The 25,867-nt window shown below is 59.9% G+C and carries 30 protein-coding genes; 16 read left to right on the top strand and 14 right to left on the bottom strand.

What is annotated here, in order from left to right:
* The first annotated feature begins 190 nt into the window (after positions 1-190).
* Genes PQR08_RS11240 through PQR08_RS11230 form a run of 3 tightly spaced genes read left to right on the top strand, consistent with a single transcriptional unit; the run spans position 191 to position 4,381 of the window.
* On the top strand, positions 191-1,540 hold the full coding sequence (locus PQR08_RS11240) for a hypothetical protein (protein ID WP_250486504.1): 1,350 nt from the start codon (positions 191-193) through the stop codon (positions 1,538-1,540).
* A 32-nt stretch (positions 1,541-1,572) separates the two neighbouring features.
* On the top strand, positions 1,573-3,390 hold the full coding sequence (locus tag PQR08_RS11235; RefSeq protein WP_250486503.1) for a right-handed parallel beta-helix repeat-containing protein: 1,818 nt from the start codon (positions 1,573-1,575) through the stop codon (positions 3,388-3,390).
* Positions 3,391-3,439: 49 nt separating this feature from the next.
* Positions 3,440-4,381: an SGNH/GDSL hydrolase family protein gene (locus PQR08_RS11230; protein WP_250486502.1), complete on the top strand. Its 942-nt coding sequence runs from the start codon at positions 3,440-3,442 to the stop codon at positions 4,379-4,381.
* Between the two features lie 32 nt (positions 4,382-4,413).
* On the opposite strand, the gene PQR08_RS11225 is transcribed toward PQR08_RS11230, so the two are convergent.
* From PQR08_RS11225 to PQR08_RS11215, 3 genes are all read right to left on the bottom strand, one after another.
* Positions 4,414-5,757 carry an MFS transporter gene (locus PQR08_RS11225; protein WP_238294926.1) on the bottom strand — a complete coding sequence of 448 codons (1,344 nt, stop codon included), beginning with the start codon at positions 5,755-5,757 and terminating at the stop codon, positions 4,414-4,416.
* Positions 5,758-5,836: 79 nt separating this feature from the next.
* Positions 5,837-7,048 (bottom strand): M24 family metallopeptidase, encoded by a 1,212-nt coding sequence (locus PQR08_RS11220; protein ID WP_250486501.1) that lies wholly within the window; start codon positions 7,046-7,048, stop codon positions 5,837-5,839.
* 142 nt (positions 7,049-7,190) lie between these two features.
* The gene (locus PQR08_RS11215) at positions 7,191-8,156 is read right to left on the bottom strand and encodes a GlxA family transcriptional regulator (protein ID WP_187606874.1); all 966 of its coding nucleotides are present in this window, start codon (positions 8,154-8,156) and stop codon (positions 7,191-7,193) included.
* A gap of 172 nt (positions 8,157-8,328) precedes the next feature.
* On the opposite strand from PQR08_RS11215, the gene PQR08_RS11210 reads away from it, so the two are divergent.
* A complete protein-coding gene (locus PQR08_RS11210; protein ID WP_250486528.1) occupies positions 8,329-8,697 on the top strand; it encodes a DUF2784 domain-containing protein in 369 nt (122 codons plus the stop codon).
* An 11-nt stretch (positions 8,698-8,708) separates the two neighbouring features.
* Here PQR08_RS11210 and PQR08_RS11205 read toward each other — a convergent pair whose 3' ends face one another.
* The 6 genes from PQR08_RS11205 to PQR08_RS11180 form a co-directional block, all read right to left on the bottom strand.
* On the bottom strand, positions 8,709-9,149 hold the full coding sequence (locus PQR08_RS11205) for a cupin domain-containing protein (RefSeq protein ID WP_250486500.1): 441 nt from the start codon (positions 9,147-9,149) through the stop codon (positions 8,709-8,711).
* A 234-nt stretch (positions 9,150-9,383) separates the two neighbouring features.
* Positions 9,384-9,710: an HdeA/HdeB family chaperone gene (locus tag PQR08_RS11200; RefSeq protein WP_187606875.1), complete on the bottom strand. Its 327-nt coding sequence runs from the start codon at positions 9,708-9,710 to the stop codon at positions 9,384-9,386.
* An 80-nt stretch (positions 9,711-9,790) separates the two neighbouring features.
* Positions 9,791-10,477: a response regulator gene (locus tag PQR08_RS11195; protein ID WP_250486499.1), complete on the bottom strand. Its 687-nt coding sequence runs from the start codon at positions 10,475-10,477 to the stop codon at positions 9,791-9,793.
* Positions 10,478-10,694: 217 nt separating this feature from the next.
* Positions 10,695-11,459, bottom strand: a complete 765-nt coding sequence (locus PQR08_RS11190; protein WP_250486498.1) for a helix-turn-helix transcriptional regulator — start codon at positions 11,457-11,459, stop codon at positions 10,695-10,697.
* A 446-nt stretch (positions 11,460-11,905) separates the two neighbouring features.
* Positions 11,906-12,208, bottom strand: coding sequence for a protealysin inhibitor emfourin (locus PQR08_RS11185; RefSeq protein WP_238212342.1), 303 nt, complete (start codon positions 12,206-12,208; stop codon positions 11,906-11,908).
* A 95-nt stretch (positions 12,209-12,303) separates the two neighbouring features.
* On the bottom strand, positions 12,304-13,377 hold the full coding sequence (locus PQR08_RS11180) for a M4 family metallopeptidase (RefSeq protein ID WP_187606879.1): 1,074 nt from the start codon (positions 13,375-13,377) through the stop codon (positions 12,304-12,306).
* Between the two features lie 456 nt (positions 13,378-13,833).
* Here PQR08_RS11180 and PQR08_RS11175 point away from each other — a divergent pair, with 456 nt between their 5' ends.
* The 4 genes from PQR08_RS11175 (at position 13,834) to PQR08_RS11160 (ending at position 16,848) form a co-directional block, all read left to right on the top strand.
* Entirely contained in the window at positions 13,834-15,660 is a 1,827-nt protein-coding gene (locus PQR08_RS11175; protein WP_250486497.1) for an alpha/beta fold hydrolase, read from the top strand.
* A gap of 330 nt (positions 15,661-15,990) precedes the next feature.
* Positions 15,991-16,248 (top strand): hypothetical protein, encoded by a 258-nt coding sequence (locus PQR08_RS11170; protein WP_035511911.1) that lies wholly within the window; start codon positions 15,991-15,993, stop codon positions 16,246-16,248.
* A gap of 44 nt (positions 16,249-16,292) precedes the next feature.
* On the top strand, positions 16,293-16,550 hold the full coding sequence (locus PQR08_RS11165; protein WP_187606881.1) for a hypothetical protein: 258 nt from the start codon (positions 16,293-16,295) through the stop codon (positions 16,548-16,550).
* 40 nt (positions 16,551-16,590) lie between these two features.
* Entirely contained in the window at positions 16,591-16,848 is a 258-nt protein-coding gene (locus tag PQR08_RS11160) for a hypothetical protein (protein ID WP_187606882.1), read from the top strand.
* 75 nt (positions 16,849-16,923) lie between these two features.
* On the opposite strand, the gene PQR08_RS11155 is transcribed toward PQR08_RS11160, so the two are convergent.
* Positions 16,924-17,088 carry a hypothetical protein gene (locus tag PQR08_RS11155; protein ID WP_408161286.1) on the bottom strand — a complete coding sequence of 55 codons (165 nt, stop codon included), beginning with the start codon at positions 17,086-17,088 and terminating at the stop codon, positions 16,924-16,926.
* A 227-nt stretch (positions 17,089-17,315) separates the two neighbouring features.
* On the opposite strand from PQR08_RS11155, the gene PQR08_RS11150 reads away from it, so the two are divergent.
* The 6 genes from PQR08_RS11150 (at position 17,316) to PQR08_RS11125 (ending at position 19,892) form a co-directional block, all read left to right on the top strand.
* Positions 17,316-17,573 carry a hypothetical protein gene (locus PQR08_RS11150; protein WP_187606883.1) on the top strand — a complete coding sequence of 86 codons (258 nt, stop codon included), beginning with the start codon at positions 17,316-17,318 and terminating at the stop codon, positions 17,571-17,573.
* 452 nt (positions 17,574-18,025) lie between these two features.
* Positions 18,026-18,283: a hypothetical protein gene (locus tag PQR08_RS11145; protein WP_035511911.1), complete on the top strand. Its 258-nt coding sequence runs from the start codon at positions 18,026-18,028 to the stop codon at positions 18,281-18,283.
* 43 nt (positions 18,284-18,326) lie between these two features.
* Positions 18,327-18,584 (top strand): hypothetical protein, encoded by a 258-nt coding sequence (locus tag PQR08_RS11140; protein ID WP_250486490.1) that lies wholly within the window; start codon positions 18,327-18,329, stop codon positions 18,582-18,584.
* 44 nt (positions 18,585-18,628) lie between these two features.
* Positions 18,629-18,886: a hypothetical protein gene (locus PQR08_RS11135; protein WP_238212351.1), complete on the top strand. Its 258-nt coding sequence runs from the start codon at positions 18,629-18,631 to the stop codon at positions 18,884-18,886.
* Between the two features lie 446 nt (positions 18,887-19,332).
* A complete protein-coding gene (locus PQR08_RS11130; protein WP_250486489.1) occupies positions 19,333-19,590 on the top strand; it encodes a hypothetical protein in 258 nt (85 codons plus the stop codon).
* Positions 19,591-19,634: 44 nt separating this feature from the next.
* Positions 19,635-19,892 (top strand): hypothetical protein, encoded by a 258-nt coding sequence (locus PQR08_RS11125; protein WP_035511437.1) that lies wholly within the window; start codon positions 19,635-19,637, stop codon positions 19,890-19,892.
* A gap of 122 nt (positions 19,893-20,014) precedes the next feature.
* Here the strand turns inward: PQR08_RS11125 and PQR08_RS11120 are convergent, their stop codons facing one another.
* A complete protein-coding gene (locus PQR08_RS11120; RefSeq protein WP_250486488.1) occupies positions 20,015-21,004 on the bottom strand; it encodes a molybdopterin-dependent oxidoreductase in 990 nt (329 codons plus the stop codon).
* A gap of 196 nt (positions 21,005-21,200) precedes the next feature.
* On the opposite strand from PQR08_RS11120, the gene PQR08_RS11115 reads away from it, so the two are divergent.
* Positions 21,201-21,902 (top strand): SDR family NAD(P)-dependent oxidoreductase, encoded by a 702-nt coding sequence (locus tag PQR08_RS11115; RefSeq protein WP_250486487.1) that lies wholly within the window; start codon positions 21,201-21,203, stop codon positions 21,900-21,902.
* A gap of 5 nt (positions 21,903-21,907) precedes the next feature.
* On the opposite strand, the gene PQR08_RS11110 is transcribed toward PQR08_RS11115, so the two are convergent.
* Positions 21,908-22,885: a GlxA family transcriptional regulator gene (locus tag PQR08_RS11110; RefSeq protein ID WP_250486486.1), complete on the bottom strand. Its 978-nt coding sequence runs from the start codon at positions 22,883-22,885 to the stop codon at positions 21,908-21,910.
* Between the two features lie 96 nt (positions 22,886-22,981).
* Between PQR08_RS11110 and PQR08_RS11105 the strand changes: the two genes are divergently transcribed.
* On the top strand, positions 22,982-23,692 hold the full coding sequence (locus PQR08_RS11105; RefSeq protein ID WP_250486485.1) for a GNAT family N-acetyltransferase: 711 nt from the start codon (positions 22,982-22,984) through the stop codon (positions 23,690-23,692).
* Here PQR08_RS11105 and PQR08_RS11100 read toward each other — a convergent pair.
* Entirely contained in the window at positions 23,665-24,558 is an 894-nt protein-coding gene (locus tag PQR08_RS11100; RefSeq protein WP_222946624.1) for a LysR family transcriptional regulator, read from the bottom strand. The genes PQR08_RS11105 and PQR08_RS11100 overlap by 28 nt on opposite strands.
* Positions 24,559-24,632: 74 nt before the next feature.
* Positions 24,633-25,751: a Gfo/Idh/MocA family protein gene (locus PQR08_RS11095; RefSeq protein WP_250486484.1), complete on the bottom strand. Its 1,119-nt coding sequence runs from the start codon at positions 25,749-25,751 to the stop codon at positions 24,633-24,635.
* Positions 25,752-25,867 lie beyond the last annotated feature (116 nt).

Below are 25,867 nucleotides of genomic sequence, written 5' to 3'. Positions count from 1 at the left end.
AGAGACTTTCATTGTGATCTAGAGGCAAATGCAAGCTTCGGCAGATGGATTGGGTGGGGCCCGACAAGGTGTTGGCGATTTCCGTCTGACCTTCATCCGCTCTTTCGTAACGGCGTACATTTCCTGAACGCGACGTCTGACAGTCCACTTCTCGATTTAGCTCGCGCTCACTGAGTGACATTGCCGACCTATGCGTACTTCGAGCACACATTTCGATGATGTGACGCCACTGCCGACTACCCTACCGGCGGAAGCAAGCTGGATCGTGATCGCAGCGGGAATGGCGTGCGTGATTTCGATCCAGTTTGGCTATACCGTTCACCTGTCGATAGGAAGCGCTTGCTTCGCCCTCGCCTGCATCTACACGATCAAAAGGCTGACGCCCCTTTGGCTCGGTGTGGGGCTTCTCGGTGTCGTGCTCGTCGTCATTCCACATCTTTTTTCACCGGACGATTTCGCCGTCGATGCGTTGTATCGGTCTCTCCGCGAAGCGGCCTGCTTCTTTGTTCTCGTCGTCCTCAAGACAGTAACGTTGAACTTCAGCTTCGAGAGCCAGGCGAGAATCGCAAGAGCAATCTGGATACTCATGATCGCGCTGCTGGTTATGAGTGCGCTGCAGGCCATCGATCTCAAATACAGTCGAAGCGAACTATTCTTTGTCCCCTACGCTTTTTTTGCTCCGCCAAGCACGCCGGGCGGGTGCTGGACGATCGCGGCCTGCTGGCTTCAATTCGAGCAAGCGCACGGCATCCTGACCGTGATACGGCCATCCGCTACGTACTCGGAGCCTTCGTACCTCGGGTTTATCGTGCTATGCCTCGTTTTCGTGAGCCAGAATGTTCTCAAGGGACGCCACGGTGGCGGGAAGATGGCCTTCATCGCCGCCGCGATGGCGACCGTCTTGCTGGCTCAGACGACGAGCGGAATCATCTCCATCGTCATCATGCTTCTCTTCGCGACCAGACCGTCCCCCGCGAAGACGGCGGGGATCATACTCGCCGCTCTTCTCTTCGCGACTGGCGCCGGCGTCGTGATGAGCGACCGAGTCTCCGACATCTTGCGGGGAACGGACATGTCGTTCCTCGCACGATTCACCTACCCCTTCCAGGCGGTGAGTCAGGTTCTTGAAAAAGGTTACGTGCTCGGCGTCCCGTCCGAATCCCTGGCGAAGCTGGTATCGAATGAGGTTTTAGCCGCAACGGATTTGAGCGCCGGTGCAAGTGACAATGGGCTTATCAACATGTTTCTCCTATACGGGATATGCGGAGGCATTGCCTTGTTGGCGATCCTCTTTCTGCGCTGCACCTTTCCCGAGATTGTCTTTCTCGTTCTTTCGATGCAATTCAATGGCAGTATCTTTACTTACGACAAGGCGACCCTGATTTCCTTATCCCTGATACTCTTCAAGGCGCGCTTCGACGCAAATAGCGGACGGCGTAGCTTGTCGTTAGAGGATGAGCCTGTGGATCGCCTTCCTTATCTCAGAGCCTTACCGTCCCGGCTCGCGAAGCCAATCAAAGATGTCGCTGCTACACCATGAAACCGAAATTCCGGTCATGCACGAGATGGCTGATGCTCGCACTTTTCCTGTTGAGTGTCAGACACGGCTACGGTACGACGTTGTATGTCGCGGAGCACGGGAACAATAAGTCTTCGGGCCTAAGCACCGCACTTGGTACTTCAAGCGGCCCGCTCGCGGATATCGGAGAAGCGATAAAAAGAGCAAGCCAGTATTACAACTCCAAAGCGCCAGCGACTGTGTCCATTGCGGTCATGGACGGCGTATATCGGATTGCAGCGCCCATCCGGATCGCACAGAACGCCTCGGGACCGCCGCTCCCTCCTTTGCGAATCTATGCCATCAATGCTGGTGCGGTACGAATCAGCGGCGGTAAAGAGATTACTCAATCACGCTCTCTGAAGTCGGGCGAGGTAACGGACGTTCCGGCTGCTGCAAGGTCGGCTATTCGTGTCTTCGATTTCTCGGCAAGCCCTTCCGGACTTCATGATCTGGAGGCGCATGGCTGGAACAATCCTGCCACCGTGGCGAACACAGACCTCTACTTCAAGGGCACGCGGATGCGCCTGGCGCGCTGGCCGCGGATTGACTATGCCACCATCACTTCCGCGAATGCCGGTGAGCCTGACACGGTCTATGTCACGCCCACACCTCCCGGTCGATTCACAAGTGAGATAACCCTATTTGCGGCAGGCTACCTTTCCTATGATTGGGCCATGGAGGCACTGCCGGTGGTTGCGGCAAACAGCAGCGGGAGCCGTATCGTGCTCGGCGCGGCTCCGTCTCTTCCAGTCCAGATCGGCGGACGATTTTTCCTGGAAAATGTTCCTTCCCAACTGACGGCTCCGGGTGATTGGGTCCTGGATGTCAAGGGCCGGCGTATTCTTTTCTGGCCGCCCTCCAACGATATGTCGGGCACTGAGATATCGAATGCCGAATCATTGATGACACTGGACGGCGCAAGCGACGTTGAACTGAACGGCCTCAGTTTCGAATTGTCTCGTGGCCCGGCGATCGTGATCACGAACTCGGATAACATCCGCGTGATCAACTCGACGATTCACAACATCGGTGGACGCGCCATCGACGCCTCAGGAAACCGGATCCAGGTTAAGAATTGCAGCATCCACGATGTGGGCGACGGCGGGGTGTACATAACAGCGGGAGATCGGACGAGTCTGGCACCGGGCGAATCAACCGTCTCCGGTAACGACATCTACAACTACAGCCTTTGGAACTATACCTATCGCCCCGGAATTCAATTGTCGGGCGTTGGAAACATAGCGACCGGAAACCGCATTCACGATGCGCCGCATATGGCCGTCAAACTAGAGGGCAACGACCATACGCTCGCATCCAATGAAATCTACAACGTGGTTCAGGACTCGAGCGACGCCGGTGCAGTCTACATGGGTCAGGACTGGACTCAGCGCGGCAATGTTATACGCGATAACCATCTCCATGACATCGGAACACCTTCCCGGGATGTGCGGGGCGTCTATCTCGACGATCAAATCAGCGGAACGTATGTTTTGGCGAACGAGTTCGTTCGCGTTACCCACGCAGTCTTTGTGGGCGGTGGTAGAGACAACGTCGTTTCCGACAATGTATTCATCGACAGCAATCCGGCAATCGAGATAGATGACCGGGGTCTCACCTGGCAGGCAGCTGCGGTCCGCGATCCCGACGGGCCCTTTATGCGCGGGTTGGAGGCCGTCCCGTATACCGGAAGTGTTTATAGCAAGTATCTGCATCTCAAAGACATACTGATCGACAACGTGGGAGCGCCGAAATACAACGTTTTTCAAAATAACACGATGGTGCGCAGCGGCTGCCCTGAATTCGCCAGCGGCAACACATGCACCAATTGAAGTAAAACCGACAAACCAGGGAAAGACGATGAACCGTGCGCAGTCACTCATGGCAGCGATCGCCGCCGGTCTTTTGCTGAACGCTTGCGGCGGCGGATCTTCTTCATCAGACGTTGCACAGGCCGTCAAGGCGCCCACGACGTCTTCACCGAATCTGGTTGCTATCGGCGATAGCCTGACGGAGGGAGTCGGATCGAGTAATGGTGGATATCCTGCTTTGCTTTCTGGAATGTTGAATGACAGGCCCTATGCCAATCTCGGCATTGGGGGTCAGACATCGACGCAAATAGCGTCTCGGATCGGTGCGCTGCCGTCGGCAATGACACTCGACGGAAACGCTGTCCCGGCGAGCGTGACTGCAGTCAGTGTCACCAGCTTGTCTATCGATCTGTTATCGACACCCGCCGACGACACCGCGCGCAGCAAGTCCGGAAGCCTCTGTTCGGCTCACGGGGTGCTGCAACGTACGGCCGTCGGTGGTCCACCTTCCACGAGCGAGATCTACACATTCACTCGTGACGCACCCGGCCAGGCAGTCTCGTGTTCTCCCGCTTCCGCGTTCCTCGCCGATTCGGACGGCTATGATGCATGGACTGCCATCATATGGGTCGGTCGAAACAACTACGACGACGTTGCAACCGTCGTCGCCGATGTCAAAGCTATCGTGCAGTGGCTCAAGCCTTCCAGCGCGCATTTTGCCGTACTGTCGGTCATAAAAGGCGAGTTCAGCTATGAGTATGCCGGCGCCCTTGGCGCTCAACACATCGACCAGATCAATGCCGAGTTGAAAGCGGCATATCCCGGCAATTTCGTCGACATTGAGACTGTTCTGGTCAATTCGTACGATCCGAACCTTCCTCAGGATGTCATGGACCATATGAACAATATCCCGCCGACTTCCTTGCGCTCGGATACGGTCCATCTCAACGATGCCGGATACGGCATCGTCGCCGCACAGTTGAAGTCCTTCATTTCGGCCAGGAACTGGTAGTACCCGGCCTACCGCATACACTTTCGCCGCGATCACTCATCCGCCAGCGGCGCATTGGAAGTCTCGCGGCTTGCGAGCATCGCAACGAGCGCGACGCCCGATGCCGCCACGAGATACCACGCCGGCGCCAGCCTGTTGCCCGTGACGCCGATGAGCCATGTCGCGACGAGCGGCGCCGTGCCGCCAAAGAGCGCATTCGCCGCATTGAAGCAAAATGCGAAGCCGCTATAACGCACGCGAGTCGGGAAGATCTCCGACAAAAAACACGGCAGCGTGCCGTCGTTCATCGTGAGCAGCGCGCCGAACGCAATCTGGATCGCGACAATCATCGCGAAGCTCGCGCCCGCCAAGCCCTTGAAAAGCGGCACCGTCAATACGGCGAACAGAATCGATGCGCCGATAAGCATCGACTTGCGTCCCACGCGATCGGATATCGCGCCCATCACGAAGATCAGGCCGATATACGTCGCAAGGGAAATGGTCGCCGCCATGAACGAGGCCGTCTCGCTCATCCCCATCTCGGTAGAGAGATACGTGGGCATATAGCTCAGCACCAGATAAAACGCCACTGCATTGAGGCAGGTCACGCCGAAAGCAATCAGCATCCGCCCACGATGTTTCGACAGCAATTCTGCTATCGGCGTCTGCGCGCCATGATGATTCCGTTCCATAGCCTTGAAGCGCGGCGTGTCTTCCAGCTTGACGCGGATATACCGCCCGATCAGGCCAAATGGCGCGGCCAGCAGAAACGGCAGACGCCAGCCGAAAGAGTGCAATTGTTCGCTTGTGAGCGCGGCATGCATGAGCGCGACGAGAATCGAACCGAACAAAAGACCCGCAGCCGTGCTCGCTGGAACAATGCTCGTATAAAAGCCGCGCCGCTTGTCCGGCGCGTACTCGGCGAGGAATGCGGCCGCGCCCGCATATTCACCCGAAGCAGAGAAGCCCTGCACCACGCGCACCAGAAGCAGCAGGACCGGCGCGAGCATGCCGACCTGCGCATAGGTCGGCAACAGCGCGATCACGAAAGTCGAACACGACATGATGAGAATCGACAAGGACAATGAAGTGCGCCTGCCTATCCTGTCGCCGACGTGGCCCCACACGATGCCGCCGATCGGCCGCACGATGAACGAGATCGCGAACACGCCGTAGGCGGCGAGCAAACCCGTCGCGCCGTCGGTCTTCGGGAAGAACACGACGGCGATGATCGTCGCCAGATAGCCATAAGATGCGTAGTCGAACCACTCGACGAAATTGCCGATGAAGCTCGCGCAGGCGGCACGCTTCAATAGCTTCGGATCGACTTGCGTGCTTTCCTTATCCAACACCTCGGGCAACGCAACCTGCGCGGTTACCGCTCTTTCCGTGTTCATCGAATGTCTCCGGACGTGATGATGCGATTGCTTCGTGCGCTCCGGCGACGACACCGTCGCCGGTTCGTGCAGTGCCCGCTCAGGCAGCGATGATGTTGTGCTCGGGTCCGTAAGGGAAGCCCGTGATGTTGGTCGCGCCCTTCTCGCCGACGACGAGGATGTCGTGTTCGCGATAACCGCCCGCACCGGGGAGGCCTTGCGGCAGCATGATCATGGGCTCCATCGAGACGACCATGTTCGGTTCGAGCACAGTGTCGATGTCCTCGCGCAGTTCGAGCCCCGCTTCGCGCCCGTAGTAATGCGAAAGCACGCCAAACGAGTGACCGTATCCGAACGTGCGGTATTGCAGCACGCCGTATTCGGCGTAAATCTTGTTGAGCTCGTTTGCGATATCGCAGCATCGCGCGCCCGGCTTGATGAGTTCGAGCCCCGCCTCATGGACCTCGACGTTGATCTTCCACAGGCGCAGATGAGCGTCGGAGCAGTGATCGAAGAACATCGTGCGTTCGAGCGCCGTGTAATATCCCGCGATCATCGAGAAGCAATTGAGGCTGAGGATGTCGCCTTTTTCGACCTTGCGCGTGGTGACGGGATTGTGCGCGCCGTCGGTGTTGATACCGGATTGAAACCAGGTCCAGGTATCCATGAGTTCCGAATCGGGAAAGCGGCGGGCGATCTCGCGCACCATCGCCTGCGTCGATGCAAGCGCCACTTCGTGCTCGGGCACGCCTTCGTGAACGGCCTGTGCGAGCGCCGCGCCGCCGGCATCGCACACATTCGCGCCGTGCTTGATGACATCGATTTCTTCCGCCGACTTGATCATGCGCATGCGCATCGTCTGCACGCCGATATCGACGAATTCGACCGATGGCAGCGCGGCCTTGAGCTTCGATAACATCTCGACCGGAAGCTGATCGAACTCGGCGCCCACGCGTCCCTTGTTTTCGATTTCTCCTTGCACGGCGCGGAAAAAGTTATCGCGTTGCCAGTCGGTATAGACGACGTTGTAGTCGCCCACGGTGCGGCGCCACGGCTGGCCACCGTCGATGTTCGCTGAAATCGACACGGCCTTCTTCGGCGTCACGACGAGACCGTATTTGCGCCCGAACGAGCAATACAGGAAGTCAGCGTAGTAGTTGATGTTGTGGTACGACGTGAACAGGACAGCGTCGATGTTTTCCCGGGCCATCAGTTCGCGCAGCCTGCCGTAGCGATTCGCGTATTCGGCGTCGGAGAACGTGTGCTTCGCTTTATCGCCGTTCTCGATGCGGATGAGGTTCTCCATTTTCATGCACTCAGCTCCTGGGTGAAAAGTTCGTCGGTGTGAGTGAATGGTAGGAGCGTGGTGGTTTCGAATATTTCCTGATTCGACGTCAAAATTCTCATTTTCGACATCGAGGGTTAACCACGAACGGCGCGTGCGCACGCCGCTTTTAGAGGGACTTTTGATATCGCCGGCGATCGGCTATCGGCGAGATGCCGAACTGAGCCTTGTAGCGCGTAGAGAAATGAGTGAGCGATGTGAAGCCGGTGCGCGTGCAAACTTCTTCAAGCGTGCGCGCGGTTCTATAAAGCAATTGACGCGCGCGCAGAAGGCGTATTTCGAGGTAAGCCTGTGCCGGTGTCTTGTCGAAGCGCTCCTGAAACCATCGCTCGAGTTGACGTTGGGAGACCTTCACGAATGCCGCGATTTCCGCGATGCTGAGCGTCTCCTCGATATTGCTTTCCATGACCTGCAATGCTTCGTCGAGTTTCGCGTGCGCATCGCCGATGTATTGCCTGAGCGACGTCACCTGCCGCTCTTCATGACCGCGCCTCTCTGCGACGAGCAACTCGAGCACGCGCGCCGCGAGCGCGGGACTGCCCGGCGGAAGCGCGAGCAAATGCACCATCAGATCGAGCGGCGCGACGCCGCCGCTGCATGTGTATCGATCACGATCCACCTCGTAGAGCCGATTCGACACGGTGAGCTTCGGAAACTGCTCCAGCAGCGTGTCCTGATCCTCCCAGTGAATCGTGCAGCGATATCCATTGAGCAGCCCCGCGCGCGCGAGAAAATAGCTGCCCGTGTCGAGACCCCCGAGCGCGCTGCCGCGACGTGCCTGCAAGCGGAGCCAGTCCATGATCGCGCCCACGCCCTTGCGTGGAATCGGATTCGGTCCGACGACGAACACCGCGTCGAAGTCACCCGCCTCCGGCATCGAGACATCGGGGATCACGCGGATGCCGTCGCTCGAACGCACGACGTCACCGTTCGCGCCGATCAGCGTGTACTCGTAGACCACACGCTCGACGAGCATATTGGCAATGCGCAACGGATCGACAGCCGTGCCGAGCGCAATCAGCGAGAAGTTTTCCAGAAGCAGAAAGCCGATTCGCATGACACGCATGTCGTGCATGCCAGGATGCGGTTGCCTTGTCGTTCCAGCGGAATTGGTCGTGGATGGCATCAGAGGCATTACTTATCGCGTGACTCAATATCGCTCCATTTTATAGAAGGCTATTCGCATGGGATAAGATCAGAGGCTCAAACGCTACCCCTCATAGCGGGAAACGAAGCGCAACTTGAAAATGATCTGGCTTGCCAACGCGATTCTCGTGCTGCACGCGCTGATCGTGCTTTTCATCGTCGGCGGATTGATCGCTATCTGGGTGGGCGCTGCGACGAATTGCAAGTGGGTTCGAAACCGCGTGTTTCGAAGGGCGCACATCGCGGCTATCGGTATCGTCGCGACGCTCGCCGTTGTCGGACTTCCCTGCCCGCTCACCGTTCTGGAAGATCAGTTGCGCGCCGGAGAGCCGGGCGCGCAAGGCTTCGTGCAGCGCTGGGTCGGCGCCTGCCTGTATTTCGATTTGCCGGTCTGGGTGTTCACGCTCGCCTACGTCGTGTTCTTCCTCGCCGTGGCGATGACGTGGCGCCGCATTCCGCCAGGCTCGTGACGGATCGCGATTCAGGCCGTCGTGCGCGGAAGATAGCCGTCCGGTTTGCCCTGGAGCTTGCGGCTCACCTTGAGGGCGAGCAATACCGGCTTCGTGATATGCGGACGCAGGATCGCATGCTTGCGCACATACCTGGGAACGTGCCACTCGGAGCGCGTACCCGCGTAGAACAACGCTGCGTGCCCCGCGCGCAATGTACGCGGTTCTTGGCCTTCAGCGGTGATGATGACTTCGCCTTCGATCACATAGATCGTCTCGTCTTCTTCGAAGTACCAGTTGAAGCGGCCGGCGGTGCAGTCCCAGACCCACGAAGTTGTCGTGGTGTCGAGGCTTTGAGACCACCTGCCGCTGCGCGCGACAGGATTTCCTTCGAGGATCCATGCCGGGTCGATCGGATCTGGTTCGAGCAATACGTCATCCAGACGCACGGACTCGAAAACGGGCGTTGTCATGAAGGCTCCTTTACGGTTGCTGATGATCGGTCATGAACCAAGCGAGAAGCTGCTGTGCCTTGCGTATTCACCAGTGCTTCGCATCGCCTGATGTGTCGTCTATGTGCAGACAAATTCGCAAGAAATTCGTTCAGCGATCACATTACATTCTGTAATGTTTATTGATCATACCGCGTCTCGGGCAATCGCAAACGGAAAAGGTGTTCCTTGTATGACAAAAGCAGGCGCGCGTTCTCAGTGATGATCGAAGAGCGCGATCTGATTTGCCTTGACCATCGAACGGACCTTCGACATGAACTTCGTCTTGGGATCCAGCTTGCACGCTTCCGCAACTGTCGCGCCCACCGGCTGAGCCGTATCGATCACGGTGGTCTCCGTTTCCTTCACGCCGAGCTTGTCGACGCCGGCTACCCAGTAGACGAGCGCGGGTTGATACGCTTCATCGACCTGCACGAAATCCGCACACGTCATTTTCGCGGGGGCGACTTTTATTTCCTTCGCGCTGGCGGCACCGGCGGCGCAAACACAGATCAGGGCAAGCAGAATTTTGGCAGGCTTCATAAGACATTCCTTGTATGGATGATCGGGGTTTCTTCAAACTGCAAGCACATCTTAGTAATGCAGAGTTAGCAGGGAATTATTCAGGCGGCCTGCGCTGCGCGTACATGGCCAGAGCCCAGCAGCGTCCAGCCGATACCGCGCACATTGCGAATCAGTGCGCGCCCGAAGCGCTTGCGCATCGAGTGGATCAGCACGTCGAGCGCATTGCTTTCCACTTCGTTGCCCCAGCCATAGATGCGTTCTTCGAGTTGCGCGCGGGAAAGGATCGCCTCGGGCCGTTCGAGAAGCGCATGCATCAAGGCGAATTCCCGTGCGGACAAGGGCGACGCGACGCCCTCGCGCCAGAGCGTGCGGCGGTCGAGATCGAGGCTCAGTTCTTCATCGCCGATGCACGACGTCGCATAACCGGCCTGACGACGCAGAACCGCGCGAATTCGCGCGAGCACCTCGCGCACATCGAAGGGTTTGAGCACACAATCGTCCGCGCCGACATCGAGACTGCGCACGCGCGTTTCCGGGTCGCTGCATGCGGTGAAGGTCAGCATCGGCACCCTGTTGCCCGATTCCCGCGATGCCCTCAGCAACTCGAGACCGCCGCCGCATAAAAGGCCGAGGTCGAGCAATACGACCGCGTAATAGGCCGCGTCGATGGCAAGACGGCCCGCTCGCGCCTCGCGGACCCAGTCGACCCGGTAGCCATCGTCCTTCAAAGCCCGGAACAGGGCCTGCCCCATTTGCAGATCATCTTCAACCAGTAACACGCGCATGATGTCCCTTCTTGTGGAAATTGTTCGTCGCAGTTCGTTGAAAAATGCAGGCACACCGTCACTGACTTTTATTACGGATTCCGAATCGATATGGATGGTGTTCCGGCGGTTCATTCCGACTGATTCCGGTCAACGATGATCAGTCGAGCAAGTGCAGTTTAGAGTCCAGGCGATCGCATGTCTGTCCTCACGAAACAGGACAACAATCATTCGCCCGCTAGCCGAGCAAGGCAGTCAGTGCAACGAGTTCGCGCTGCGTGCCGATGCCGAGCTTCGCCAGCGCCCGCTGCTTGTAGGTAATGACGCTCGCCGGAGAAAGCGCGAGCATCGCGCCCACGGTTTTCGCTGTCTCGCCCTGCCCCAGAAGTTTCGCGACGGACCGCTCGCGCTCCGACAGCGCCGTGTGCCATTTGATCGAGACTTCGCGCGGCACGTTCGGCGTCGCGCTCAGTCTCGTGTGTGTCGAGGCGAGCGCGGCGAGAAAGTCCGCAAAGGCAGCAACGCAGGCTTTATCGCGGTCCGTGAAGCACCCCATCGCCGTAGACCGATAGACGCTGAGAAACGCCGTGTAACCGGGTCCGGGCGCGATCACTGAGAGCTTGTCTGCAATGCCGGGTTCGATAAAGAACCGCTCGTAGTATTCGGCATTCGATTCGCGATTCAACATCATCGAACGCACCGCGGGCATGACCGGATGTGTCGCGGCCATCGCTTCGGCGCAAGCGAACTCACGCACCAGCGGATCCTCACGATAGCGCCCGCCTACATAAGCTTCGGTCAGGCGCGCGGCGATACCACGGGAGTGCCGGCTCGCAAGCGCCGATATCTCCGCGTGACGCGGCTTGACGTTGACGATCACGCAATGCTCGATCTCGACGATCCCGGCCAGCGCGTTGATCAGGCTATCGCCGAAATCGTCGGTGCCTGCCGCGCGTACACAGTTGGAGAAAGGAAGGACATCTGCAAAGTCTCGCGGATTCATACGGATGCTCATGCCTTGAAAACGATGCTCGGATCGCGCTCAAGAAGCCAGGAGCAAGGTTGCCTTCTGAGCGCTGGAAGGCACCAGGCGCGAACATTTTTGGGCGATGATTCACCGCTGATTTACGTCGTGTCGTTCGCGCGATCGAATGAATATTCAGGTGCAAGCTTGTAAGCCCACTTGAATACCAGTGATTCGAGTGGCGCTATGTTAGGAAGCTCGACGTAGGTCGTCTTGTCGTTTTGGCCCGTGGTTCACGACGATTTCGGCACAATTTCTTGATTCGAAACCAAACGATCATGCGTGTTGTGACGCACTGCGAAAAAGTCGAACGAACGTTCAGTATGGCATGTCGCTTTTGATCTAATACGCGTCGCGCGATATAAAGCAGCGAGCCCTCCGATGCATTGCACATCGGGTCGCGCAGAGTTAGCGAACGACTGGTCTCAGCGGTGACCATGTCCCTTTACGAAATTCATCAAGGCAGCGAAGGCGGGAGGAATGGATGGATCCGCTGCCTGGAGCCGCAGTGCGTCGCCGCCCTCGATGTTGATTCGATACGTGCGTCCGTCCGGCACCGGCTTCGCGGCGCGCGGACCGGGCGCGCTTGCCTCGTCACGCGCGGCGGCGACGAGGCGAGCGAATTCGGCGCTGTCTTCCGGCGACAGATCGTGTTCGTCCAGAACGACCGGCCGTGCAAGTCCCGGAATCGCTGCGAATCCGCCATCGGTCGTCAGTTCCGCATGCATCGAAGGCTCCCGTGACGATTGATGCAAGGCGCAGCCCATGCAGAGCAGCATTGCGCAGATATAGAGTCCCGCAAGCAGACGGACCCGTGCACACGTCACAATACACCGACTTCGGTCCATCCTTTCTTCACCGCCGCCGACTCCGCGCTGCTCGCGCCATAAAGCCTGCTCGCGGTCGACAGCGTCAGCTTAGCGAACGTCTTGAAGGTCGCCGTCGGCTTGAGATGCGAGTCGGTCAGGGTCTCATACCAGATTCGTCCCGCCTTCTCCCACGCATGTCCGCCGATTTCGAGCGCAGCCACACAGAACGCCTTGTTTGGAATGCCCGAATTGATATGCACGCCGCCGTTGTCCTGCGTCGTGCGAACGTAGTGGCTCATGTTATCCGGCTGCGGATCCTTGCCGAGCCGCGGATCGTCGTAGGCAGTGCCGGGATCTTTCATCGAGCGCAGCGCGACGCCTTTTACGCCCTTGGCGAGCAATCCTGCTCCGATAAGCCAGTCGGCCTTGTCGGCCGTCTGTTTGAGCGCATATTGCTTGATAAGCGAGCCGAATACATCCGACACCGACTCGTTCAACGCACCCGCCTGCGTCATGTAGTTAAGGCCGGCCGTGTGCTCCGTCACGCCATGCGTCAATTCATGACCGATGACATCCAGCGCAATCGTAAAGCGGTTAAAGAGTTCACCGTCGCCATCGCCGAAGACCATCTGCTGTGAATTCCAGAACGCATTGTCGTAGTCGGTTCCGAAATGAACCGTGCCGATGAGCGGTAAGCCGGCATCGTCGATCGAATTGCGATGGAACACTTCGAGATAAAACTCGAAGGTCGCGCCGAGTCCGTCGTAGGCCTCGTCGACGGCCTCGTCTTTCACGGGCTTGCCGCCTTCGGCGCGAACAACCGTGCCTGGCAGCGTCTCCGTATGGTTAGCCGTGTAGATGGTCCTGTTTGCCGAAGGTGTCGCTGCCGTGGGCATCGGCGCGGCGCGTCGCGGTGCGAGCGCCGCCTGTACCGCACGGAAATGCCGCATCGTGTGGTCCTTCGACAAGGTGTCGATGGCAATCTCGCGCTGTTTCGCATCACCATGTTTTGCAATGTTCTCCAGCATATGCGGCGGCAGAATGCAGTAGATCGAATGAGGACGTCCCGGCTTCAGTTGATTGCACATGATCCTGTCCTTGTTAAAAACGAGTTGGATTGGTGACGCGGCTACGACGAAAAATCTAGACGATGACACCGAATAGTCAATGCGGGCGCTTTTACCGAACGCGTTCTCGTGAACCGCTTCATGCGCGTTAAGCGAATCGAATATAGGCGTACTAAGGTTTCGATTGAAAGCGATTGAAGTGTCAATCCTCCCGTTCGGGCCATCGAGAACGGCACCCGGCGGCCGAACGCGCTGTGTCCACTAAAGGTTTACCCAAATCATCAATTTGTTGGCCACCGCACCGAACTGAAGAATGGAAAGGATGTTAAATCCTTGCAAAACGTGCAATGAGAAACTCAAGAAAATGCGCGACCTTACTAAAGAATTAAGCGGCCCAGGGATGCGTGACGTTGCCGGAGTCGCGTTTTACCGAAAGATGCATGCGTGCGTCGGTAATTTCGAAAGCGGAGGCGACGCATGACGCCGATCGTTTTCGGAGGCCGTTTCGGGTGGCTTCATGTCGGTCAGGGAAGCCACGGCGTCGTGCTGTGCAATCCCTTCGGACACGAAGAGGCGTGGGGACACAAGGCCATGCGCTATCTCGCCGAGGAGCTTTCCCGACGGGATATTCCGGTCCTGCGTTTCGACTATCTCGCAACGGGCGATTCAGTCGGCATCGATCACGAAAGCGATCGGCTCGACGACTTTGTCGCGGATATCGGCGCGGCGATCGAACGTTTGCGGCACGACGCCGGCGTGACCAAAGTCACGTTGTGCGGCTTGCGTCTCGGTGGGACACTGGCGGCGCTGGCATCGCAACATCCGCTGGTGGATTCGCTCGCGCTGCTCGCACCCGTGATCAACGGGCGTCACTATCTGCGCGAATTGACGGCTTTGCGAAAGACGTGGGTCGAGAATCTTCCCATGGACGTGCGAGCCGGACAGATCGATTCGCCCTTTCATGTGCTCGGGCAAGTCTATAGCGAAGCGTTCCGCAGCCGCCTTGGCACGCTCGATCTCGGCAAGTCCATAAGCCGGCATCGCGCGATGCCCAAGCGCGTGTTCGTGGCCGATCTACGGCCCGGCGCAAGCCAGTCGCTATGCACTGCATTGCTCGATCGAGGCGTCGAAGTGCAAGCGGAAAGCTTCGACGACTACTTCGAATTCATGCAGGAGACAGCATCGTCTACCTTGCCGGAAAAGACGCTCAAGCGGACCGCGCAATGGATAGCGCAAAGCATGGCCGAAGACGAACTCGGCGATTCCATGCCGGACCGCATGAGAAAGGCGTCGCGGCCGAGCATGAGCGACGATGCGATCATCGAAACGCCGGAAGCCATCGAGCGCCCGGTGATCTTCGGCGCGGCCGGACTCTTCGGCATCTTGTGCGAGCCGCGCGACAGGCTCGCGGGTGGACCCGTGATCGTCATCACCAATACGGCGGGGAGCGTGCATCAAGGCGACAGCCGTTTGTCCGTGCGCATCGCGCGGGAGATGGCGCAACGCGGCATTGCATCGTTGCGCTTCGACGCGCGCGGCATCGGCGATAGCCCCGCGCGCTCGCCGGATGGAACGCTGGACACGACCGCGTCGATCCATGCGGAAAGCACGATCGAAGATGTCGCGACGGCGGGCGCATGGCTCAAGCGCAAGGGCTACGATAACGTCGTCGCGTTCGGAATCTGCTCGGGCGCGTATAGCGCGTTGCGCGCTTCGCTCGTCGAGCCTGCTATCGCGGCTGTGATCGCCGTGAATCTGCAGCGCTTCTACATCCCCGAGCGGCTGACGCTGCAAGAACTGAGGAACCAGCGGCGCAACACGATGGCGCGTCTCGGGCCGGCCATTCTGAAGCCGAAGAAATGGTGGCTCGTGCTGAGCGGTCAACGCAGGCTCAAGCCGATTGTGAAGGCGTTTGCATCGAATGCTGCAGCGCGGCTGCAATCGCAGATGCTCGGTGTGACCCGCAAGAAAGAGGCGCATACCGGCGGCAATCACTCGCTGACCGATCCGCACAGCGTCGTTCACGCGCTCGAACGCAAGGGCGTGCGCACGCTGCTCGTGTACGGCGCAGGTGACGAAGGGCTCGACCAGCTCAACGCCCATTTCGGCAGGCACGGGAAGAAGCTCTCGCGAACGACGAGAGTGAAGGCCGCTGTTTGCAGGGATGTCGATCACGCGCTCTACGACACGCGCGCGCTGGCCAGCGTGATTGCGTTGTCCGAGACCTTCATTCGCGATCTGCAGCCGGCCAGCGCGCCGGTGATGGAAGCCATTGCGCCGCTCGGCGTATCTCAGCAACTTTGAGTTGATCCCTACGTCGTTTTCGATACGGAACGCGGCCCGCTTTTGCGGGGCGCGGGTCCGTATCGAAGACAAGACGCCTCGGTTCGCGACGATGTTCGTCCGACACCAACACACATCCCCGATCTGTTTTTAGACCGCCGACACGTCGACACCGAATCTCCGGTGCCGAATCGATGCGAAGTCGCGTCGGCGTATAAATTTCTATAGCTTTATCAGCCGGTTAGATTAACCGAACAGATCTTCTAGCCCCTCCTGGCACAGCCCTCGCATATGTAGCTGCGAGCGCAACGATTAATGCTCAACCAACCTACCCAGTCCAGGAGAACCATCATGTTGAAGATCGAAAACCTCGCAGTCAGCAAAGAACTCGGCCGCGCTGAAATGGGCGCTATCGTCGGCGGCGCAAGCATCTTCCAGAACAACGGCATCAACGCCAACTCCATCAGCGGCTTCGCTTTCGCCAGCCCGCAAACCAACGTCGCTCCCGTGACGCAAGTCGATGCATCGCAACACACGGACGTCGACGTGAAGAACATCACCAAGTCGCTTTCCTCGATCGGCAGCCTGCTCGGCGGCGTCGCGGTCTGAAAACTCATTTCATCCCAAACCACACACTCATTCGGAGAACCATCATGTTGAAACTCGACAACCTCGCAGTCAGCAAAGAACTCGACCGTGCCGAAATGGGCGCTATCGTCGGCGGCGCGAGTATCTTCCAGAACAACGGCATCAACGCCAACTCGATCAGCGGCTTCGCCTTCGCCAGCCCGCAAACCAACGTCGCGCCGGTGACGCAGGTCGATGCTTCGACGCACACGAACGTCGATCTGACCAACGTCACGAAGTCGCTCGACGCGGTCGGCAGCCTGCTCGGCGGCGTGAAGGTCTAAAGCCACTCAATCATTCATTCAAGTTATCAGGAGAGACATCATGTTGAAGATCGACAACCTCGCAGTGAGCAAAGAACTCGGCCGCGCTGAAATGGGCGCTATCGTGGGCGGCGCAAGCATCTTCCAGAACAACGGCGTCAACTACAACTCGGTGAGCGGCTTCGCCTTCGCCAGCCCGCAAACCAACGTCGCGCCGGTGACGCAAGTGGATGCATCGACGCACACGAACGTCGATCTGACCAACGTCACGAAGTCGCTCGACGCGGTCGGCAGCCTGCTCGGCGGCGTGAAGGTGTAAGCATCGACCCTCGAAGGGAGAAGGAACCACGACGTTTCCTTCTCCCTCTCTTCGCATTTCCGCTTCGTCATCGATTTACAGGCCCTCGCGCGCAACGCGCGGATTCACGCGGCCGCCTTCGCTCCACATCTCGTCCTTAGGGCAATCGCCTGGAAGCACGCGCACGCGCACGCGATGCTGCGTTTCCGCGACTACACGCGCCAGAACATGACCGAGTAGAGATCGAGTTGTCAGTCCCACGCCGACACGTTCCGGCGGTGTGTCTTGCGCTATCCGACGAATCGATCGAGCCGATACTTCGCCAATCGCCCGCGCATTGCTCATCGAGCATTTATTTTCCTTCATCTTCAACGAGTTGGATTAACCGAACAGATCTTCCATATCTCGCTGGCACGGCCCTCGCATATAGAGATGCGAGCGCAACGATTGGTGCTCTCAACCAACCACACAGTCCCAGGAGACACATCATGCTGAAGATCGAAAACCTCGCAGTTAGCAAAGAACTCGGCCGCGCTGAAATGGGCGCCATCGTCGGCGGCGCGAGCATCTTCCAGAACAACGGCGTCAACTACAACTCGGTGAGCGGCTTCGCGTTCGCCAGCCCGCAAACCAATGTCGCCCCGGTGACGCAAGTGGATGCCTCGACGCACACGAACGTCGATCTGACCAACGTCACGAAGTCGCTGTCGTCGGTCGGCAGCCTGCTCGAAGGCGTGAAGGTGTAAGACAGACAGCTTCATTCAAGGGAGAAGGAACGATTTCCTTCTCCCTTTTCTCGTTTCTGCTCCCCTGCGACGCTCTACGCGAGTGTCCGCATCACGTTATAAATAATTCGGATGCCGAATTATTATCCCGCGCTGTCGATTTCGACGAAAACATCTCTTGCAGCTTGCGCGCTCATCCGGTCGCTCTATGCACCGCGGTTCGGCTTTATAGCGCCTGTTCGCTACACACCGACTGATCGTGCCTAACTGTTTTTCTGCGACCGACAGCTAGTCCCGAGCCGTCGAGTCTAATTCACCTCGCAAATCGGATTTGAAATTATTTTTCTCATAAAAATCAAAGCATTAGCGCGATATGGTCGAGCTTCCAACTCCGCCTGGCACAGCCCTCGCATATGTAGCTGCGAGCGCAACGATTAATGCTCAACCAACCCACCCAGTCCAGGAGAACCATCATGTTGAAGATCGAAAACCTCGCAGTCAGCAAAGAACTCGGCCGTGCTGAAATGGGCGCCATCGTCGGCGGCGCAAGCATCTTCCAGAACAACGGCATCAACGCCAACTCCATCAGCGGCTTCGCCTTCGCCAGCCCGCAAACCAACGTCGCTCCCGTGACGCAGGTCGATGCCTCGCAACACACCGACGTCGACGTGAAGAACATCACCAAGTCGCTTTCGTCGATCGGCAGCCTGCTCGGCGGCGTCGCGGTCTGATAACTCTCTCATCCCAAACCACACACTCATTCGGAGAACCATCATGTTGAAGATCGAAAACCTCGCAGTCAGCAAAGAACTCGGCCGCGCTGAAATGGGCGCCATCGTCGGCGGCGCGAGCATCTTCCAGAACAACGGCATCAACGCCAACTCCATTAGCGGCTTCGCTTTCGCCAGCCCGCAGACCAACGTCGCTCCGGTGACGCAGGTCGATGCCTCGCAACACACCGACGTCGACGTGAAGAACATCACCAAGTCGCTGTCGTCGGTCGGCAGCCTGCTCGGCGGCGTCGCGGTCTGATAACTCGTCTCATCCCAAACCACACACTCATCCGGAGAACCATCATGTTGAAACTCGACAACCTCGCTGTCAGCAAAGAACTCGACCGTGCCGAAATGGGCGCCATCGTCGGCGGCGCGAGCATCTTCCAGAACAACGGCATCAACGCCAACTCGATCAGCGGCTTCGCGTTCGCCAGCCCGCAAACCAATGTCGCCCCGGTGACGCAAGTGGATGCCTCGACGCACACGAACGTCGATCTGACCAACGTCACGAAGTCGCTGTCGTCGGTCGGCAGCCTGCTCGAAGGCGTGAAGGTGTAAGACAAACCGCTTCATTCAAGGGAGAAGGAACAGTTTCCTTCTCCCTTTTTCTCGTTTCTTCCCCACTGCGACGCTCTGCTCGAGTGTCCGCATCGCATTTCAACTAATTCGGTTTCCGAATTATCATCCCGTGCCGTCGATTCGTACGAAAGCGAGTTCACGCTTTCATCGGATCCCTGTACGCGCCGCGGTTTGCCTTCCTCCGTGCCTGTTCGCCTAACACCGACAGATCATGTCCTTATGTTTTTCTTCGACCAACATCTAGTCCGGCGTCGTCGGCGCGAAGTCGCCTCACAAGGTAAAAATCAAATTATTTTTGTGTTAAAAATCAATGCATTAGCGCGATGCAGTCGATCTTCCAACTTCGCCTGGCACAGCCCTCGCATATGTAGCTGCGAGCGCAACGATTAATGCTCAACCAACCCACCCAATCCAGGAGAACCACCATGTTGAAGATCGAAAACCTCGCAGTCAGCAAAGAACTCGGCCGTGCTGAAATGGGCGCTATCGTCGGCGGTGCAAGCATCTTCCAGAACAACGGCATCAACGCCAACTCCATCAGCGGCTTCGCTTTCGCCAGCCCGCAAAGCAACGTCGCGCCGGTGACGCAAGTCGATGCCTCGCAACACACCGACGTCGACGTGAAGAACATCACCAAGTCGCTTTCCTCGGTCGGCAGCCTGCTCGGCGGCGTCGCGGTCTGATAACTCGTCGCATCCCAAACCACACACTCATCCGGAGAACCATCATGTTGAAGATCGACAACCTCGCAGTCAGCAAAGAACTCGGCCGCGCTGAAATGGGCGCTATCGTCGGCGGCGCGAGCATCTTCCAGAACAACGGCATCAACGCCAACTCCATCAGCGGCTTCGCCTTCGCCAGCCCGCAGATCAACGTGGCGCCGGTGACGCAGGTCGACGCGTCGCAATACACCAACGTCGATCTGAAGAACATCACGAAGTCGCTGGACTCGATCGGCAGCCTTCTGCACGGCGTGAAGGTCTGAAGCAGCACCGTCGACAGGAGAAGGAACAAACGTGCTTCCTTCTCCTCTCTTCACGCTTCGGTGCCGGCGCGAAGAGATCATCGGCAAGCAAATAGCCTGAAAGACACCGATTCCCGCGCAAATCACCTCGGCGCAGAGACCACTTCCAGCGCCACCAGATTCGACACGTAGCGCCCCGCCTTGCTGTCAGCCGGGATCACGAGCCGGGCAAAGCCGGTTCCGGGCAACGCCGCACCGTTCATCGCATAGGCGACGATATCCGGCTGATTGCCGAAATCCGGCGATAACTCCGCAAGCGAAATCACCACGCGATAACCATCGCTGCCAGTCGCGATGACATAGAAGCCCAGCAGGTCGTTCTTGGCCGTCGCACTGGTCTGAACGCCCGCCGCGTCGATCAGATTCCACAAACTCACACCCGTATAGGTATTCGCGCCGATGGTCCGCGTGACGGCAGGCAGCGCCTGCAGCGCGGCCATGTCGAAGGTTGCCGGATGCGCCACCGCGCCGCTCAACTGGAATTGCGTGGTGGCTCCGCCGCCGCTCGCCGTGACCTGAGAAACCGCCGTGCCGACCTGCAGCTTCACGAGATTGGAAACGTAGCGTCCGCCCTTGACGTCGCCCGGCGCGGTCACACGCAGCGGACCATCCGTCGATGTAAGCGCGGCGCTGACGCCGTTCACCGTCTCGGCGTAGACCACCTGATTGCCGCGATTGCCGAAGTCCGGGCTCAACTCGCCCATCGCGAACAGCGCGCGGTAGTTGTCGCTGCCGGTCGCCACCACGTATTTCGCGAGCACGTCGTTGTGCACGGCCGGGTTGGTCACGATGCCGACCTGGTTCAGCAAGGTCCACAGACTCGCGCCGGTATAGACGTGGATTTGCTGACCGGTGCCACTGCCGAACGAAACCGTCTGCGTGCTGGCCGGCAGCGCCTGGACCTGTGCAAGCGTGAAATTCGTCGATGCCGTCACATCGCCCGACACCGACAAAACCGTCTGCGACGACGTGCCGTTGTCGTCGCCGCCACCACACGAGGTTGCCGCAATCGGCAGCAATGCCAGCGAGCACAGCAGCGCGGCCAGACGCTTTACGTTACGTGGAAATCCCATCGGTCAGCTCCCTGAAATATCAGACTCGTTATATCGGTGCGAATACAGCGAGCGACGTTCGCAGAATTTCAGGCAATTGGCAATGCGTGGTAGCGACTAGGGGCACGTTGCGCCCTGTCATGCGGCCTCCCCCGGTCGCGCGCCGATTTCAGCGCACGGTTATCATCGGCTTCGTCATCCTCCCGAGCGTGAAGCCATGAGCACTCTTCCTTACCGCAGCGCCCTCATCATCGGTGCCGGAAGCGGCATCAGCGGTTCTCTCACCCGGCGTCTGCGCGCCGAGAATATTCCGGTCGTCATCGCGGCGCGCAACGTCGACAAGCTGTCGGCGCTCGTCGATGAAACCGGCGCAATCGCGCTGCCCGTCGATGCATCCGATGCCGGACAGACGGCAGCGCTCTTCGCCGAAACCGATGCGCGCATCGGCGCGCCGGAAATCGTGATCTACAACGCGAGCGGGCGCGTTCGCGGGCCCATCGCGGAACTCGACGCCGCGGCGGTCGAACAGGCGGTCGCCGTCTCGGCGTTCGGCGCGTTCCACGCGGTGCAGCAGGCGGCGCGGCGCATGATCCCGGCGGCCAAAGGCGCGATCCTGCTGACGGGCGCGACCGCGGGCGTCAAGGGATTCGCGCTGTCCGCGCCGTTCGCGATGGGCAAGTTCGCGTTGCGCGGCCTCGCGCAGAGCGCCGCGCGGGAACTCGCGCCGAAGGGGATTCACGTCGCGCATTTCGTTATCGATGGCGGCGTGCGCTCCGATCAACGCGCCGATCCGCCCGACGCGCCGGACAGCACGCTCGACCCCGACGCCATCGCGCAGACCTATATCGATGTGCTGCGCCAGCAACGCAGCGCGTGGGCCTGGGAAATCGAGCTGCGGCCGTGGGTGGAAAAGTTCTGAGCGCCTCAGGTCTCGTCAGCGCCACCCGCCCGTATCTGCTTCACCCCGCGCCCGAGCCGCCGCCGCAACAGCGTGCGCAACGTCGCGCCGTCTACATAGCCGACCTCGGCGGCGATAGCCTCGATATCGAGCCGGCTCGAACGCAGCAGATGCACCGCCCGCTCCACGCGAAGATCCTGGAAATACGACAGCGGCGACTTGCCGAGCACCGCCTCGATGCGCCGCTGCAAGGTGCGCGTACTCGTCGCGAGCGCGTGGGCGGCGGCGTCGAGCGAAAAGCCCTGCGCGAGCCGCCCGCGCGCCCAGCGCTCGAAGCGTTCGACCATCGGGTCGGCACGCGCCAGATGATCCGGAATCATGTAAGGCGCCTGCGACGGACGCGCGTCCACGATCAGGTAACGCGCCACCGTCGCGGCCAGCGCGGGACTCGCCTGATTCATCAGCCAGAGCGCGAGATCGAGATGGCCCATCGCGGCGCCCGCCGTCGCGAATTCGCCCGATGGCACCACCATGCGTCCACTGTCGAGGCGCACGTCGGGATAACGCTGTCGGAACAACGGCGCGAGCCACCAGCTCGTGGTGGCCTCGTGACCGTCGAGCAAGCCGGATTCCGCCAGCACGAACGTGCCGATACACGCCGCCGCGATCTTCACGCCGTCCGCGTGATTTTCCGCGAGCAACTGCATGGCGTCTTTCACGTCGCGGCGGGCGAGCGCCGGCAGCAGTTGAGCGGGCATCTTGGTCGCGGGCGCAGGCACGATCAGCCAGTCGGGGCGCGCCATCGCGCTCGCGGATTTGACCGGCACGCGCATGCCGAGCGCGGTGCGCACGTCGCGCCGCATGCCGATCAGCTCGATCTCGAAGCGCGGGCCGACGCCCGGCTCCAGCATGTCCGCCAGCTCGTTCGCGGTGGTGAAGGCGTCGAGCACGGCGGACAGCGCCGTATCGAATACGCCGTCGAGGGCGAGAACTGTCGTGCGCATGGCGTAAATGATTCTAAAAGCGTCATTTCCGACAATAGCCGTGACGCACCGATCTGTCTAGAGTGACGGTTATCCGATTCATTACACGGAGCAGACATGAGCCTTCCGACGCAAACAGCACTCGACCGCCCGATCTGGACCGCGCTGACGACGAGACAGACGCATCTCGGCCTGGGCGACACGCTCGCGCGGCGTTTTCATCCGGACGTCGCGCCTTTCGCGGCGGTCGCGTCGGAAACGCCGGACGCGTGGCGCGCGCTGCACGCGCTGTTGCAGCCCGGCGAGCAGGTCGCCATTCTGTCGGCGGATACGGTCGCGGCAATCGATACCTTGCAGGCGAAGCGCGTCGGCACGATTCATCAGATGGTCGCGACACAGCGCTTCACGCAAAGCCTCGACGACAGCGACGTGATCGACCTCGGCCCCGCCGATGTCGACGACATGCTCGCGCTCGTACAACGCACCAAACCGGGTCCGTTCGGCAAGCGCACGCGTGAGATGGGTCACTACATCGGGATTCGCGAGCAGGGAGAACTCATCGCGATGGCGGGCGAACGCATGGCCATCGAAGGTCATGTCGAGATCAGCGCGGTTTGTGTCGACGAACGCTGTCGCGGACGCGGTCTCGCCGGCCGGCTGATGAACATCCTGCGCAGGGAAATCGGGCTACGCGGCGAAACGCCGTTCCTCCACGTGTTCAGTCACAACGAGAGCGCCATCGCCCTGTATGAACGGCTCGGCTTCGAATTGCGCCATGCGTTCGCGCTCACGCAGATCAGTCACGCCGAATCCGGAAACAGGTGTTGATGCAGGAAGTCGACGAACACGCGCACCTTCGGCGGCGTCATGCGCCCTGACGGCCAGAGCGCGCGAAAGGGGATGCGGTCCGCCGTGAAATCGCGCAGGACGGCGACGAGCGAGCCATCCGCGAGTTGCGCGCGCACGGCATAGTCAGGCACGCTGGTGAGACCCAGGCCCTGCTCCGCCAGCGCGATGAGCGGCTCGACCGCGCTCGCGATGGCCGTCGACGGAAGCTCCACGTCGAAGGGCGCGCCATCGCGCACGAAAGTCCAGCGCCTGAGACGTCCCGTGCGCGAGAAGCGATGCTGAAGGCACGCGTGCGCGCCGAGCATTTCGGGCGTCGCGGGCACGCCGCGCGCTTCGAGATAATCCGGCGAGCCGACGATCAGATGCGTGTAGTGCCCGAGCGTGCGCATCGTGAGTTGCGAATCGATTGCGTCGCCGGTGCGCAGGACGACATCGAAACCATCGTCGATGACATCGACTAGACGATCGCTGAAATCGATATCGAGCTGCACTTCGGGATACGCGTGCATGAACGCCGAGAGCACCGGCATCAGCAGCGTGCCGACGAGCGGAATGCTCACGCGCAGGCGGCCCATCGGCTTCGCGCGCGATATCGCCAGTTCGGACTCGGCCTCTTCGATCTCGCCGAGAATGCGCTGGCAACGCGCGAGAAATAGTTCGCCTTCGGGCGTGAGACGCACGCTGCGCGTGCTGCGATGAAAGAGCCGCACGCCGACGCGCGTTTCCAGCCGCGCGACAGCCTTGCCGATCGCCGATGCCGAAAGCCCGAGTTGCCGCCCCGCTTCCGCGAAGCTCAGCGTTTCCGCCGCGCGCGTGAAGACGACCATGCCGCTCATGTGGTCCAGCGCGCCGGGCGCGCGCGCGGCGGCCGCGCTGGTCGCGCTTGCGGCTGGCGTCTCGTTCATCGCAAGGCTCTCCGTCATTCTGACGATCCGATCCCCATGAATCGACGCGACGCATACGATGCCTGCGCGCGATCGATCAGTTCGTGCATCCGCACGGCATCGGCGAAAGTGGGCGCGTCATGCGTGCCGTTCGCCACGTCGTGCGCAAAGGCCCAGTACAGCTCGGCCAGTTCCAGCACGGCGGAAGGCAGGCCCGATTCCGGCAACCGATGATAACGCTCCGGCACATCGAGCGGCGCGAGCGGCGCCTTGTCGCCATGCGCGCCGACGATGCGGTAATCGTCGCCGACATCGCCGAACGCCGACGTATTCGTGATGCGCAAGTCGCCTTCCGTTCCGGTGATGTCGATCTGCACGCCCGACCCGTTGCGCTTGCCGCCCTCGATATGCACCGACAACACCGCATCGCCGTTCAGCATGCCCGCGAGCACGAGTTGATCGGGCGCGCTCGTTTGCATCGACACGCCGCTCTCCCTGATCGTGACGAGCGGAAACTGATTCGGCGTGAGCGCCGCGATCGACACGGGCCAATCCGTCGCGTGGAGCAGCATGTCGAGAAAATGGCCGCCGTAAATCGACACGATCGACGAGAAGTTCTCGGGCGGCACGGTCCATTCGAGCGCGCGCGAGCGCATCGCCTGGAAGTAATTCACGCTGACGTGCATGCGCACGGAGCGCAGTTCGCCGACATAGCCTTGCCCGATCAGATCGCGCACATAACGATTGTGCGACGCGAGCCGCCGCTGCAAGCCGACGACATGCCGCACACCGCGCGCTTCGGTCAACGCGAGCAGTTCCTGCGATTGCGCGAGCGTGGTCGTCAGCGGCCATTCGCAGTAGACGTCCTTGCCGGCGGCAATCACGCGCTTCACCGTGTCCGCATGCTGCGGCGCCGTGTTGAGCACGACGACGAGATCGATATCGTCGCTTTCGACGAGTTCATCGATCGATGCCGCCACGCGCTCTATCCGGTACTCGCGCGCCGCCTCTTCCGCAGCCTCGCGCCGATGGCTGTACACGGCCTGCAGCGTGAAGTGCGGCAGCAGATCGAGCACCCGCAGATGCCCATGCCGCGCCCAGTTGCCGACGCCGATCACGCCCACGCGCAACGGAGCGATGTGTGTTGTTTCCATGATGTTTCCAATGTCCGAAAGGTGGCGTGGATTATCGGAACGGCAGTCGGGCTGATAAATGCCGCAACAGCGACATGACTGTTCTGCTCACCCAAACAATCGCCGCTTCGCCGCCA

Origin of the sequence: Caballeronia jiangsuensis, from assembly GCF_046030135.1 — a bacterium.
In the GTDB taxonomy this organism is placed as follows: domain Bacteria; phylum Pseudomonadota; class Gammaproteobacteria; order Burkholderiales; family Burkholderiaceae; genus Caballeronia; species Caballeronia jiangsuensis.
This window is presented reverse-complemented; position numbering and strand designations above follow the sequence as displayed.

Bases quoted from the DNA above. Each gene is read 5' to 3' on its own strand.
- PQR08_RS11145 (WP_035511911.1), top strand. From the start codon at position 18,026: ATGTTGAAGATCGAAAACCTCGCAGTCAGCAAAGAACTCGGCCGTGCT.
- PQR08_RS11135 (WP_238212351.1), top strand. From the start codon at position 18,629: ATGTTGAAACTCGACAACCTCGCTGTCAGCAAAGAACTCGACCGTGCC.
- PQR08_RS11115 (WP_250486487.1), top strand. From the start codon at position 21,201: ATGAGCACTCTTCCTTACCGCAGCGCCCTCATCATCGGTGCCGGAAGC.
- PQR08_RS11230 (WP_250486502.1), top strand. From the start codon at position 3,440: ATGGCAGCGATCGCCGCCGGTCTTTTGCTGAACGCTTGCGGCGGCGGA.
- PQR08_RS11170 (WP_035511911.1), top strand. From the start codon at position 15,991: ATGTTGAAGATCGAAAACCTCGCAGTCAGCAAAGAACTCGGCCGCGCT.
- PQR08_RS11140 (WP_250486490.1), top strand. From the start codon at position 18,327: ATGTTGAAGATCGAAAACCTCGCAGTCAGCAAAGAACTCGGCCGCGCT.
- PQR08_RS11150 (WP_187606883.1), top strand. From the start codon at position 17,316: ATGCTGAAGATCGAAAACCTCGCAGTTAGCAAAGAACTCGGCCGCGCT.
- PQR08_RS11210 (WP_250486528.1), top strand. From the start codon at position 8,329: ATGATCTGGCTTGCCAACGCGATTCTCGTGCTGCACGCGCTGATCGTG.
- PQR08_RS11175 (WP_250486497.1), top strand. From the start codon at position 13,834: ATGACGCCGATCGTTTTCGGAGGCCGTTTCGGGTGGCTTCATGTCGGT.
- PQR08_RS11205 (WP_250486500.1), bottom strand. From the start codon at position 9,149: ATGACAACGCCCGTTTTCGAGTCCGTGCGTCTGGATGACGTATTGCTC.
- PQR08_RS11225 (WP_238294926.1), bottom strand. From the start codon at position 5,757: ATGAACACGGAAAGAGCGGTAACCGCGCAGGTTGCGTTGCCCGAGGTG.
- PQR08_RS11125 (WP_035511437.1), top strand. From the start codon at position 19,635: ATGTTGAAGATCGACAACCTCGCAGTCAGCAAAGAACTCGGCCGCGCT.
- PQR08_RS11215 (WP_187606874.1), bottom strand. From the start codon at position 8,156: ATGCACGACATGCGTGTCATGCGAATCGGCTTTCTGCTTCTGGAAAAC.
- PQR08_RS11095 (WP_250486484.1), bottom strand. From the start codon at position 25,751: ATGGAAACAACACACATCGCTCCGTTGCGCGTGGGCGTGATCGGCGTC.
- PQR08_RS11110 (WP_250486486.1), bottom strand. From the start codon at position 22,885: ATGCGCACGACAGTTCTCGCCCTCGACGGCGTATTCGATACGGCGCTG.
- PQR08_RS11105 (WP_250486485.1), top strand. From the start codon at position 22,982: ATGAGCCTTCCGACGCAAACAGCACTCGACCGCCCGATCTGGACCGCG.
- PQR08_RS11130 (WP_250486489.1), top strand. From the start codon at position 19,333: ATGTTGAAGATCGAAAACCTCGCAGTCAGCAAAGAACTCGGCCGTGCT.
- PQR08_RS11190 (WP_250486498.1), bottom strand. From the start codon at position 11,459: ATGAATCCGCGAGACTTTGCAGATGTCCTTCCTTTCTCCAACTGTGTA.
- PQR08_RS11120 (WP_250486488.1), bottom strand. From the start codon at position 21,004: ATGGGATTTCCACGTAACGTAAAGCGTCTGGCCGCGCTGCTGTGCTCG.
- PQR08_RS11220 (WP_250486501.1), bottom strand. From the start codon at position 7,048: ATGAAAATGGAGAACCTCATCCGCATCGAGAACGGCGATAAAGCGAAG.
- PQR08_RS11180 (WP_187606879.1), bottom strand. From the start codon at position 13,377: ATGTGCAATCAACTGAAGCCGGGACGTCCTCATTCGATCTACTGCATT.
- PQR08_RS11235 (WP_250486503.1), top strand. From the start codon at position 1,573: ATGCTCGCACTTTTCCTGTTGAGTGTCAGACACGGCTACGGTACGACG.
- PQR08_RS11165 (WP_187606881.1), top strand. From the start codon at position 16,293: ATGTTGAAACTCGACAACCTCGCAGTCAGCAAAGAACTCGACCGTGCC.
- PQR08_RS11240 (WP_250486504.1), top strand. From the start codon at position 191: ATGCGTACTTCGAGCACACATTTCGATGATGTGACGCCACTGCCGACT.
- PQR08_RS11185 (WP_238212342.1), bottom strand. From the start codon at position 12,208: ATGCATGCGGAACTGACGACCGATGGCGGATTCGCAGCGATTCCGGGA.
- PQR08_RS11200 (WP_187606875.1), bottom strand. From the start codon at position 9,710: ATGAAGCCTGCCAAAATTCTGCTTGCCCTGATCTGTGTTTGCGCCGCC.
- PQR08_RS11195 (WP_250486499.1), bottom strand. From the start codon at position 10,477: ATGCGCGTGTTACTGGTTGAAGATGATCTGCAAATGGGGCAGGCCCTG.
- PQR08_RS11160 (WP_187606882.1), top strand. From the start codon at position 16,591: ATGTTGAAGATCGACAACCTCGCAGTGAGCAAAGAACTCGGCCGCGCT.